Consider the following 12,175-nt stretch of genomic DNA (forward strand, 5'->3'; position numbering starts at 1 on the left):
CGCGCACCTCCTCGAGCGTGGTCAGCCCGCCGTCGGCGATGGCCCTGGTGATCCGACCCTTGCAGACGCCATTGCAGCCGCAGATCTCTGCCTCATCCGGCAAGGCTGCAACGGCCACCATAGGGTCCAGGGGGGCGCCCCCGGCATAGGCTGGCCCGAAGATCAGCGTGTCGCGCATCTGCGAGACGTCGGTCTGGTCCTTGAGCTGGCCGAAGAACCAGTTGCCGTCGGCGGTGTCGCCATACATCACCGCGCCGATGATCTTCTCCTCGCGCAGCACCAGGCGCTTGTAGACGCCGCGGCCGGGGTCGCGGAACACGATCTCCTCGCGGCCCTCGCCCTCGCCGAAGTCGCCGACGGAGAAGAGGTCGACGCCGGTCACCTTGAGCTTGGTCGAGGTCTCGACCGGCCGGAACGCCGCCGGCTCGCCGAGGAGCGTCTTCGCCGCCACCTTCGCCATGTCGTAGAGCGGCGCCACGAGGCCGTAGCAGGTCGTCCCGTGCTGGACGCATTCGCCGACGGCGAGGATGTCGGGGTCGGAGGTCCGCATCGCGTCGTCGACGACGACGCCGCGCTCGACGTCGAGCCCGGCGTCGGTGGCGATGCGGGTCTCGGGCCGGATGCCGACGGCCATGACGACGATGTCGGCCGGATAGACCGTGCCGTCCTCGAGCAGCACCGCGTCGACCTTGTCGTGGCCGAGGATCGCCTTGGTCGAGGCCTTGCAGTGCACGCGAATGCCGCGGCGCTCGAGATCCTTCTCCAGCAGGTAGCCGGCGGCCGGATCGAGCTGGCGCTCCATCAGGTGCCCCATCAGGTGCAGCACGGTCACCTCCATGCCGCGCGCCTTGAGCCCCGCCGCGGCTTCGAGCCCGAGCAGGCCGCCCCCGATGACCACCGCCCGGGCGTCCGGCCTCGCGGCGGCGGTCATCATCGCATGCACGTCGTCGAGGTCACGGTAGGCCATGACGCCCGCCAGCTCGCGCCCCGGAACCGGGATGATGAAGGGCGCCGATCCGGTCGCCACCAGCAGCCGGTCATAGGGGGTCTCGCCTCCCTTCGAGTGCACGACCTTCGCCGCGCGGTCGATCCGCGTCACCGTCTCGCCGAAGCGGGTCGTCACCCCCTGCGCGCGATACCAGTCCGCATCGTGGGTGACGATCTCCTCCCAGGTCTTCTCGCCGGACAGCACCGGCGAGAGCATGATGCGGTTGTAGTTGCCCCGCGGCTCGGCGCCGAAGAGGGTGATCTCGTAGCGGCCGCGGGCCTCCTCGACCAGGTGCTCGAGCACCCGGCCCGAGGCCATTCCTGCGCCGATGACGACGAGTTTCTCGGTCATGATCCCGGTTCCCTTCCGAGGTTCAGGCCGCCCGCGCCCGGGCGCGGGTTTCCATGCGATGGATGGCGAGGTGCATCCAGGCGAGCGAGGTGGCGACGACGACGAAGAGCGCCATGAAGCAGCTCGACCAGAGACCGGTCAGGTCCTTGAGGGCGCCGAACGCAAGCGGGAGGACGAACCCGCCGAGGCCCCCGATCATGCCGACGAGCCCACCCACCGCGCCGACGTTCTGGGGATAGTAGACGGGGATGTGCTTGTAGACCGCCGCCTTGCCGAGGCTCATGAAGAAGCCGAGCGTGAAGATCACCACGACGAACGTCCAGGGGCCGACGCTGGGCATCGACAGGATCAGCGTGCAGATGGCGGAGACGGCGAAGGTCCAGTACATGACGGTGCGGGCGCCGGCCTTGTCGGAGAGTACGCCGCCATAGGCGCGAAAGACCGAGGCCGGGATCGAGTAGATCGCCCCGATCATGCCGGCGGTCCGGATGTCGAAGCCGTAGACGCCGATCAGGTAGCGCGGCAGCCAGAGGGCGAGCGCCACGAAGGCGCCGAAGACGAAGAAGTAGTAGAGCGCGAAGCGCCAGACCTGAAGGTTCCTGAGCGGCTCGAGCTCGGAGGCGAGGCTCCGGCGCTGCGCCTGCCCGGCGCGCCGGGCGCGGATCACCGGATCGTCGCCGGTGGTGAACCAGAAGACGACCGCCATGACCGCCAGCGCCGCCGCCCAGACCTGCGCGACGACCTCCCAGCCCCAGGCGACCATCACGAATGGGGCGAGGAACTTCGTCACCGCCGCGCCGACGTTGCCCACGCCGAAGATGCCCAGCGCCGTGCCCTGCCGCTCGGCCGGGAAGAAGCGCGAGACATAGGCGACGCCCACCGCGAAGGAGCCGCCCGCCACGCCGACGCCGAGGGCGGCGACGAGCACCTGCGCATAGGTCTGCGCCCAGGACAGCAGAAAGGTCGCCACGGCGGCGGCCAGCATGGTGGCGGTGTAGACGAGCCGCCCGCCATAGCGGTCCGTCCAGATGCCGAGCATCATCCTGACCAGCGAGCCGGTCAGGATCGGGGCGCCGACGAGCAGGCCGAACTGGGTCTCGCTGAGGCCCAGCTCATCCTTGATGCGCACGCCGATGATGGAAAAGATCGTCCAGACCGCGAAGCAGACCGTGAAGGCGACGGTCGACATCGCGAGGGCTCGGGACGGCGCGGTCTCGGGCGTCGAAACGGGCTGTGAGGTTGGCATCGGGAGTCCTGCGTCCTTCTCGGTTGCGCTGGTCCGCCCATCGCGGAACGCGCGAAAACGAAAAGGCCGCCCGATCCGGACTGCGCGCTCGCAGCGGGATCGGGCGGCCTTGCCCGGATGCCCCGGCCTCGGGGCGAAACTCGCGACGGCCCGCCATTGGGTCGTCACGGCCTTGTCTCATGTTGTGCGGTGCAAGATCAACCAGAAAGTGTCTTCATTGGGGCATGATCCGGTCTTTGCGCATAAATTGACCAGCCCATCAAGATGGCTGCCTTACTGCGGATCAAAGACTTGCCCGTCATGAAACGAATCCGGCCCGAGAAGCAGCGTGCCGAGCGTCGACGCGACCTCGCTGCGGTGCGGCAGCGCCCCCTCAAGCTTCTCCGAGGCTCCGGGCAGGTCGGCGCCCGCAGGGCCAAGCGTCGCGCGGTAGAGGTCGGGCCGAAAGCATGCGCGGGCCGCTTCGCGCAGCGCCTCGCGATGGCCCATGCGGCGGGCCATCGACTCGGCGATCCATAGCGCCTGACTGCGCCAGGGAAAGGTCGCGGCGCCCCGGTAGAACTCGATCGCTTGCGACGCGCTGCGCTCGTCGCCGCGGGCGTTGACCACCATGCGGCATCGAAGCGGGCGCTCGATGATCTCGGAAGCCATGTCGAGATAGTCCGGGCGGCCCATGATTTCGGCCACCGTCCCGACGTTCTCAGTCTCGGCGATCCAGCGGCAGGCGCGCCAGACCGCGCGCATCAGCGCCGCCGCGATCTCGGGATTGGCTTGCGTCCAGTCGTGGCGCGCCGCCAGCACCTTCTCCGGGGCGAACCGCCAGATCGCGGCGCCCGGCAGCACCAGTTGCGTCATGCCCATCTCGGCGGCGAAGCTCCCCCAGGGCTCGCCGACGCAGAAGGCGTCGATCTCGCCCTGCGCCATCGCCTCCGCCATGCGGGGCGGGGGCACGGTGCGGATCTCGAAAGCGGCCGGAGGATCGCCGCCGAGGCTCCGCAGCCAGTAGTGCAGGAGTTCCGCGTGCATCGAGACGGGGAAGGGCGCCCCCACGCGCAGCGGACCGTCCGCCGCGGCGATCAGCGCGCGGCCGACCGCGAAGGCGTCGCCGAAGTCGAGCGCGGCGGCCCCCATGCGCCCGGCGATCCCGGGCCGTACGCCGATCATGTCGCCGTTGACCGAGAGCACCATCAGCGCATCGACCGCGACACGAAGCCCGCCGATGCCCGCCGTCAACGCCACAGGCATGGGCGAGAGCATGTGCGCCGCCTGAAGCCCGCCCCAGAGCAGCCGGTCGCGCAGCGCCGACCACGAAGGCTCCCGATGCAGCCGGAGCTCCAGCCCCTCCTCGGCGGCGAAGCCCAGTTCGCGCGCGATCGCCAGCGGCGCTGCGTCGAGCAGGGGGACGAAGCCCGCATCGAGCGCGACATGGCTCATTTCAGGAGTTCCGCCGCGGTGATCAGTGCCGCCGCCACCTCGCCGAGCTTCTTGCCCTGATCCATCGCGGCCCGCCGCATGAGCGCGTAGGCCTCGTCCTCGCCGATGCCCTTGGCCTTCATAACCATGCCCTTGGCGCGATCCACCAGCTTGCGCTCCTCGAGCGCGGCCTTGGTGGCGGCCAGTTCGGAGCGCAGCCGTGCGACCATGTGGAACCGCGCGATCGCCGCCGTCAGCACCGGCCGGATGCGCTCGCGGCTCAGTCCGCCGACCACGTAGGCGCTCACCCCCGCCTCGATGGCGGCGCGCATCACCGCATCGTCCGAGCGGTCGACGAACATCGCGACCGGCCGGTCGGCGGGGCCGGAGGCCATGGTCAGCGCGTCGAGCACGTCCCGGTCGGGACTCTCGAGGTCGATCAGCACCACGTCGGGCTGTAGCGCCACGAGCCGGCGGGCAAGCCCGACCACGTCGCCGATCACCGTGACGTCGTAGTCCCCGGCGTCGCGCAGGCCGTCCACGATCATGAGCGCGCGCTCGCGATCCTGCTCGACGACGGCGATGCTGAGCTTCGGGGTCATGGGGCGATACTCGGGCTTCGATGCTGCATCGCATCAAGCCCGCACGCAGTCCAGAGGGACGGTTCCATCGGGACGAGACGGCAGGTTTGCGGCCGACCTCGGGCGACGCTTGCCTCCGGCGACGCAGCCGTGCGTCGCAGCGGCTGCTGGGCCGGCGGTCAGCGCACGACCGCTTCAACCGGTTCTGGACCGATCGACCTCATCGCGCTGCCGTTTCGTTCGTGGCCGCCATTTCGGAGCTTTCCAGCATCCGCATCAGCGGCCCGTAGTGGTCGATCACCGCGCGACGATAGGCTTCGGCGTCGCCGCCCTGCGCGGCGTCGAGGATGTCGCCGTGCGCCAGGGCTGTCTGGCGCAGGTCCGAGGGCAGCGCGAGACCGAGACGCGGCAGCACCGCCGTATGGATGTCCCAGAACGCGGTCACGAGCTGGCCGGCCAGCCGATTGCCGATCGGGGCGAGCAGCTCGGCATGGAACTGCCGGTCCTCTTGCAGAAACGGTTGCTCTTTCTCGGCACGGATGCGCATCTGCTTGACCAACCGCGCGAGGGACGGGTTGGAGCGGCCGCGATGAGCTTCGACGATCCGATCGGCCAGGGCGAGATCGAGGGAGCAGCGCAGCTCGACGACCTCGCGCAGCGCCGCGAGATCGTCGCCGGGATAGAGAACCCCACGGAAAACCAGCGTCTCGACCAGGGGCGCGAGGCTCATGCCGCCCACGACCGTTCCATGACCATGCCGCACCTCGACGATGTCGAGCGTGGCCAGCGTCCGAATCGCCTCGCGCACCGAGGATCTCGAGACTCCCAGCTCCTGGCAAAGGTCGGCCTCGGTGGGGATCGCGTCTCCCGGCCGCAAGCCGCGACGCAGGATCAGGCGCTTGATCTGTTCGGCCGTTGTGCTCCGGCGCATCCGGGACACGGCCGGCGTGGTGTCGGAGGGGGGCTTCATCGTCTCGCAGACCTTTGACTTACATCGAGTTTGTCGCAAGGCATCTTTGTGTTCCCGGGTTCCAGAACAAGAGGGTTGCGAAAGGTCGTGGCGTGCCCTATAAGACGTATGACGTAAGACGTCCGATGTCAAGCTGGAGGAGAGCTGACTGATGCGTTCCCACCTACTTTCCGTATCTCGCCGTGCCCTTTTGCTGGGCGCGGGCGCCTTTGCGTCCAGCCTGCTGATCGGAGGAGGCGCCTTTGCGCAGTCCGCCCCCGCGGGGGTCGATGGCGAGGCCACCATCCAGGCGGCGATCGCCTATGGCCTGTCGGGCGCCTTCGACCCGCTCAACGCCTCGGGCGCGGTGACGGTCGCCGCCAACTGGCATGTCTTCGAGTCGCTGGTCGATCTCGATCCGGTGACCCGCGAGCCGTATGCGGCGCTGGCCGCTGAAATGCCGGTCAGCGAAGACGGCCTGACCTATACGATCAAGCTGCGCGACGGCGCCGTGTTCCACAACGGCGATCCCGTCACTGCCGACGACGTCGTCTATTCGTTCGAGCGCGTGCTCGACCCGGAATCGAAGTCGCTGTTCCGCTCGTTCGTGTCGTTCATCGACACCGTCGATGCGGTCTCCGACGACACGGTGAAGATCACCACCAAGTACCCGTTCTCGCTGTTCAACAAGCGTCTCGGCTCGGTCAAGATCGTGCCGCGCGCGGTGGTGGAAGCGAATCCCGAGGGCTTCGGGACCCAGCCCGTCGGCACCGGCCCCTACAAGCTGATCTCGGCCGTCCCCGAGGCGCAGATCGTCTTCGAGCGCAACGACGCCTATACCGGTCCGCGTCCGGCCCTCGCCAAGGACATGGTGTGGAACCTGATCTCCGATCCGACCGCGCGCGTCAACGCGCTGAGCTCGGGCACGGTCATGGCGATCGAGGACGTCCCCTACATCGACGCCGACGCGGTCGCCGCGGTGGCGAGCCTCGAGAAGGCGCAGTCCTTCGGCCTGCTCTTCGCGATGTTCAACACCTCGACCGAGCCCTTCGACGACGTCCGCGTGCGCCAGGCCTTCTTCTATGCCCTCGACATGGACAAGATCATCGGCACCGGCATGCTCGGCAATGCGACCGCCGCGACCTCGTTCCTGCCGAAGACGCATCCGAACTATCACGAGGCGTCCGTCGTCTACAGCTACGACCCCGACAAGGCCCGCGCGCTGCTGGCCGAGGCCGGCACGCCCGAGCTCGACATCACGCTGATGAGCACCGACCACGGCTGGGTGCGCGACGTGGCGCCGATCATCAAGGAATCCCTCGACCAGGTCGGCTTCAACACCACCCTCGACATCGGCCAGTCCGGCGGGCAGTACGGCAAGGTCGACGCCGGCGAGATGCAGGTCATGATCGCCCCCGGCGATCCGTCGGTCTTCGGCAACGACCCCGACATCCTGATGCAGTGGTGGTACGGCGACAATGTCTGGCCGAAGGATCGCTACCGCTGGGCCGGCAGCCCCGAGTACCAGGCCCTGACCGCGACGCTGACCGAGGCGCTGACCCTCGACGGCGAGGCGCAGCAGGAAAAGTGGAACGAGGCCTTCGACCTGCTCTCCGAACAGGTTCCGCTCTATCCGCTGTTCCACCGCCAGCTGCCGACCGCGTGGGACGACACCCAGCTCGTAGGCTTCTCCCCGGTGCCGACGACCGGCCTGTCGTTCCTCGGCGTCGGCGTGGCGGAGTAACCGCGCCTCGACCGGGCGCAGCGGCGGCAAGCCCGCGCCCGGTCTGGCCCGACCCTCCGGAACCGGGGGACACCCCCCGGTTCCGCGCATCATCCGTCCCGACACCGCCAGCAGCCCGGGGAGCCGCCTCGACATGATGAATGTAGTCAACCTGATCGGACGCCGCCTGTTGCAACTGCCGATCATGATGCTGGGGATCACGTTCCTGGTCTTCTTCGTCATGTCGTTCTCCAAGATCGACCCCGCCATCACCGCCCTTGGCGAAGGGGCGTCGGTGGAGGCCCGGCAGGAATACCGCGCCGCGCACGGCCTCGATGAGCCGCTGCTCGTGCGCTACGTCTCGTTCGTGTCCGGTCTGACGCGGCTCGATCTCGGCACCTACTCGGCCCGGCAGCTTCCGGTGATCGACGAGGTGGCGCGCGCCTTCCCGATCACGTTGCAGCTGACCTTCTTCGGCCTGATCATCGCTGTAGCGTTCTCGCTGCTCCTCGGGGTGATGGCGGCCGTCTACCGGGACCGCTGGCCCGACCACCTGATCCGGCTGGCCTCGATCGCGTCGCTGTCGACGCCGTCCTTCTGGCTGGCGATCCTGCTCATCCAGTTGCTCGGGAACAAGGTCGGGCTCATCTCGCTGCTGCCGACGTCGGGCAAGCTTCCCGCCATGACGGAGGATTTCGGCGGCTGGCTGGTGCGGATGCTGCTCCCCGCCGTCGCCCTGGCCGTCCCCGTGATCGGGCAGCTGTCCCGCGTCGTTCGCACCTCGGTCGTCGAGGAGCTCGACAGGGACTATGTGCGGACCGCGCTCGGGGCCGGCATCCCGTGGCGGACCGTGGTGTCCAGAAACGTGCTTCGCAACGCGCTCATCACGCCGATCACCGTGCTCGGCCTGCGCGTCGGCTATCTGCTGGGCGGCGCCGTGATCATCGAGATCATCTTCAACATCAATGGCATGGGCATGCTGATCCTCAACGGGGTGACCAACAACGAGCCCAATCTGGTTCAGGGCGTCACGCTTACCGTCGCGCTTGCCTTCATGGTCATCAACGTCGTGGTCGACCTGCTCTATGTTCTGGTCAACCCGCGCATCAGGACGATCTGACATGCTGCGGTCCCAACTCACCCAGACGCTCTCCATCTCCGGGATGCGCCTTGCCGCCCTTCGGGATCTGCCGGCGGCCTCGAAGATCGCCCTCGGCATCCTGCTCGTGGTCTGCCTCTCCGCGGTATTCGCGCCGCTGCTCGCGAACTTCGATCCGCTGGCCACCGGCCTGACGCCCGGCCCGGCCGCGCCCGACGCGACGCACTGGTTCGGCACCGACCGGCAGGGCAGGGACATCTATTCCCGCCTGCTCTATGGCGCGCGGTATTCGCTCGTCATCGGCCTCGCGGCCACCGCCGTGGCGCTGGTCGCCGCCTCCGTCCTCGGCGCAATCGCGGCGACCGCCGGCAAGTGGACCTCCGAGGCGCTGATGCGCGTCCTCGACATGGTGATGTCCTTTCCCGGCATCGCGCTCGCGGTGGCCTTCGTCAGCGTCTTCGGCCAGTCCCTGCCGGTTCTGGTGCTGACCATCGCCTTCCTCTACACGCCGCAGCTCACGCGTGTGATCCGCGCCAACATCATCGGCCAGTACGGCGAGGACTATGTCGCCGCCGTGCGGGTCATGGGCGCCTCGACGCCGCGCATCCTGATGCGGCATGTCGCGCGCAACTGCCTCGCGCCGATCCTGGTCTTCGCGACCGTGCTGGTCGCCGACGCCATCGTCTTCGAGGCCTCGCTGTCCTTCATCCAGGCCGGCGTGCCCGACCCGGAGCCGTCCTGGGGCAACGTCATGTCGGCGGGGCGGCAACTCGTCATGTCCGGCGCGTGGTGGCCCACCTTCTTCGCCGGTCTCCTGATCACCACCACCGTCCTGGCGCTCAACATCCTGGCCGAAGGCATGACCGACGCCATGGCCGCGCCGCGAGCCCGCTCGCGGGTCAACGCCGCCGCCGTCGAGGCCGGTATCGTGATGCTGGAAGCCTCCGAAGGCGTCCCGCCGGAAGGGCTGACGCAGAAGCTGACGGAGGCGTTCGAGCCGGTCGTGCCGCTGCACCAGCGCCTCGATCAGCTTCGCGGGGTCGAACTGGCGCGCACCGACCGGCGGATCTACGAGGGCGACGCCGCGCCGCTGCTGGAGGTGCGCAACCTCAGCATCGGCTTCGCGCGGCACGGCAAGATCAATGTCGTCGACAACATCTCCTTCTCCGTGCGCCCTGGCGAAACGCTCGCCCTGGTCGGCGAATCCGGCTGCGGCAAGTCGATCACCTCGCTCGCCATCATGGGCCTGCTCGGGCCGAAGACCGTGATCGGCGGCGAGATTCTCTTCGAGGGCAGGAACCTGCTGACCATGAGCGCGCGCGAACGCGACGCCCTGCGCGGCCGCGGCATCGCGATGATCTATCAGGACGCGCTCTCCTCGCTCAATCCGGCGATGCTGATCAGCGCGCAGATGCGCCAGCTCACCAGCCGGGGCGGCACGCGCAGCGCGTCGGACCTGCTGAGACTGGTGGGCCTCGATCCGGAACGGACGCTCAACTCCTATCCGCACGAGCTTTCGGGCGGCCAGCGCCAGCGCGTTCTGATCGCCATGGCGCTGACCCGCGATCCCAAGCTCATCATCGCCGACGAGCCGACCACGGCCCTCGACGTCACGGTGCAGAAGCAGGTGATCGAGCTCTTGGACCGGCTGCGCCGGGAACTGGGCTTCGCCATGATCTTCGTCTCGCACGACCTCGCGCTCGTCGCCGAGATCTCGCACCGGATCGCGGTCATGTATGCCGGGCAGCTGATCGAGCAGGGCAGCACCCGCGACATCCTCACCCACCCGGTGCACGAATACACCCGCGGGCTGCTCGGCGCGGTGCTGAGCATCGAGGCGGGCGCCGCGCGGCTGCACCAGGTCCCCGGCACCGTGCCCTCGCCGGCCGAGTTCCCGCCCGGCGACCGGTTCGCGCCGCGCTCGTTCAACCCGCGCCGCAACGCCGGGGTCACCCCCGTCATGCGGCAGATCCCCGGGACCGAGCACTACTATGCCGCCCACCCCGATGACGCGCCGATCGCGCCCAGGGAGGAATTCGCATGAGCCCCGCAACCGAAGCCGGCCCCGTTATCGAACTGCGCGACGTCTGCGTGGATTTCCGCACCCGCGCCTCCACCCTGTTCCGGCCCCGGTCGATCCGGGCCGTCGACCAGGTCTCGCTGGCGGTCCGTCCCGGCCGCACGCTCGGGATCGTCGGCGAATCCGGCTCGGGCAAGTCCACGGCGGCCAAGGTGCTGATCGGCCTTCTGGAGCCCAGCGCCGGGCAGGTGCTGTTCGAGGGCAAGCCGGTCGGCCACTTCGACGCCGCGACGCGCCGGCAGATCGGCCGGGTCGTCTCGGTGGTCTTTCAGGATCCGGCCACCGCGCTGAACGCCCGCATGCTCGTCCGCGACGCGCTGACCGATCCGCTGGAGGTGCACGGCATCGGAGACGCCGCCAGCCGTCAGGCGCGGGTGTCCGAGCTGGTTCAGCTGGTCGGGCTGCCGCAATCGGTGCTCGACGCCATCCCGGCGCAGCTCTCCGGCGGTCAGCGCCAGCGCGTCGCCATCGCCCGCGCCCTTGCGCTGGAGCCGCGGGTGATCGTCGCCGACGAACCGACCTCGGCGCTCGACGTCTCGGTGCGGGCGCAGATCCTCAACCTGCTGCAGGATCTCAAGCGCCGACTCAATCTGGCGATGGTGTTCATCTCGCACGACATCCAGACGGTCCGTCACGTGTCGGACGACATCATCGTCATGCGCAACGGCAAGATCGTCGAATCCGGCCCAGGCGCACAGGTCATGCACAACCCGTCGCAGGACTATACCCGCACGCTGCTCGCGGCCGCGCCCAGCCTGCTGCACGCGCGCGCGTCCTGACATACCTCCCACCCCGCAACCACCTGACAAGTTGGACAAGATGACCAGAACCGACTTCCGCGGCATCGTTCCGCCCATCGTCACCCCGATCAATCCCGACGGCACGGTGAACTGCGCCGATCTGGAAAAGCTGGTCGAGCACCTGATCACCGCCGGCGTGCACGGGCTGTTCGTCATGGGCTCGACCGGCCAGGTCGCGTATCTCACCGACGCCGACCGGACCGCTATCGTCGAGACGGTTAGCCGCACGACGGCGGGGCGCGTTCCAGTCATCGCGGGCGCCATCGACTCCTCGCCCGCCCGCGTGATCCAGGGCGCCCGCGCCATGGTGACCGCCGGCGCCGACGCCATCGTCACGACCGCGCCCGTCTATGCCCTCAACGACGAAACCGAGATCGCGGACCATTTCCGCCTCGTGCGCGCCGCCATCGACGTGCCGCTCTTCGCCTATGACATTCCGGTCCGGGTGCATCGCAAGCTTTCGCCCGGGATGCTGGTGCAGCTCGGCAAGGAAGGCGTCCTCGTCGGCGTCAAGGATTCCTCTGGCGACGACGTCAGCTTCCGGCGCCTGATCGCGATGAACAAGGCCGCGGGCCGTCCCCTCGCCCTCTTTACCGGGCACGAGGTCGTCGTCGACGCCATGGCGATGATCGGGGCGGACGGCGCGGTTCCGGGCCTCGCCAACGTCGATGCCGGGGCCTACGTGCGGCTCTGGGAGGCGGCGACTTCGGGCGACATGGCCAAGGCCATCTCCGAGCAGGAATACCTCAACCGGCTGTTCGAGATCGTCTTCGTCGCCACCGGCCGGTCCGGGGACGCCGCCGGCGTCGGCGCGTTCAAGGTCGCCATGGCCGCCATCGGCCTGCTCAGCTCCGCCACGATGACCGCGCCGCTGAAGGACCTCGACGCAGCCACCATCGGCCGCATTCATGCGATCCTGAAGGACGTGGGCCTGCTGCGCTAGGG

10 protein-coding genes are annotated in these 12,175 nt (G+C 68.7%); 5 read left to right on the forward strand and 5 right to left on the reverse strand.

Annotation, left to right across the window (positions count from 1 at the left end; all coding sequences use genetic code 11):
- The 5 genes from KBA23_RS03820 to KBA23_RS03840 all read right to left on the reverse strand — a co-directional run.
- The coding region (locus KBA23_RS03820; RefSeq protein WP_290737049.1) for an FAD-dependent oxidoreductase at window positions 1–1,339 on the reverse strand (1,339 nt) is incomplete at its 3' end.
- Window positions 1,340–1,361: 22 nt separating this feature from the next.
- Window positions 1,362–2,528 (reverse strand): nitrate/nitrite transporter, encoded by a 1,167-nt coding sequence (locus KBA23_RS03825; protein ID WP_290737050.1) that lies wholly within the window; start codon window positions 2,526–2,528, stop codon window positions 1,362–1,364.
- 330 nt (window positions 2,529–2,858) lie between these two features.
- Entirely contained in the window at window positions 2,859–4,019 is a 1,161-nt protein-coding gene (locus KBA23_RS03830; protein WP_290737051.1) for a CmpA/NrtA family ABC transporter substrate-binding protein, read from the reverse strand.
- Window positions 4,016–4,600 carry an ANTAR domain-containing protein gene (locus tag KBA23_RS03835; protein WP_290737052.1) on the reverse strand — a complete coding sequence of 195 codons (585 nt, stop codon included), beginning with the start codon at window positions 4,598–4,600 and terminating at the stop codon, window positions 4,016–4,018. The genes KBA23_RS03830 and KBA23_RS03835 overlap by 4 nt, the downstream gene beginning before the upstream one ends.
- 199 nt (window positions 4,601–4,799) lie before the next feature.
- Window positions 4,800–5,549, reverse strand: coding sequence for a GntR family transcriptional regulator (locus KBA23_RS03840; RefSeq protein ID WP_290737053.1), 750 nt, complete (start codon window positions 5,547–5,549; stop codon window positions 4,800–4,802).
- Between the two features lie 151 nt (window positions 5,550–5,700).
- On the opposite strand from KBA23_RS03840, the gene KBA23_RS03845 reads away from it, so the two are divergent.
- From KBA23_RS03845 to KBA23_RS03865, 5 genes are all read left to right on the forward strand, one after another.
- Window positions 5,701–7,272, forward strand: coding sequence for an ABC transporter substrate-binding protein (locus KBA23_RS03845; RefSeq protein ID WP_290737054.1), 1,572 nt, complete (start codon window positions 5,701–5,703; stop codon window positions 7,270–7,272).
- A gap of 133 nt (window positions 7,273–7,405) precedes the next feature.
- Complete coding sequence (locus tag KBA23_RS03850) at window positions 7,406–8,371, forward strand: ABC transporter permease (RefSeq protein WP_290737055.1); 966 nt, start codon at window positions 7,406–7,408, stop codon at window positions 8,369–8,371.
- A gap of 1 nt (window position 8,372) precedes the next feature.
- Entirely contained in the window at window positions 8,373–10,394 is a 2,022-nt protein-coding gene (locus KBA23_RS03855) for a dipeptide/oligopeptide/nickel ABC transporter permease/ATP-binding protein (RefSeq protein ID WP_290737056.1), read from the forward strand.
- Complete coding sequence (locus tag KBA23_RS03860) at window positions 10,391–11,209, forward strand: ATP-binding cassette domain-containing protein (RefSeq protein ID WP_290737057.1); 819 nt, start codon at window positions 10,391–10,393, stop codon at window positions 11,207–11,209. The genes KBA23_RS03855 and KBA23_RS03860 overlap by 4 nt, the downstream gene beginning before the upstream one ends.
- 40 nt (window positions 11,210–11,249) lie before the next feature.
- Complete coding sequence (locus KBA23_RS03865; protein WP_290737058.1) at window positions 11,250–12,173, forward strand: dihydrodipicolinate synthase family protein; 924 nt, start codon at window positions 11,250–11,252, stop codon at window positions 12,171–12,173.
- The last annotated feature ends 2 nt before the right edge of the window (window positions 12,174–12,175 follow it).

This window comes from Amaricoccus sp., assembly GCF_017995835.1.
GTDB lineage: Bacteria > Pseudomonadota > Alphaproteobacteria > Rhodobacterales > Rhodobacteraceae > Amaricoccus.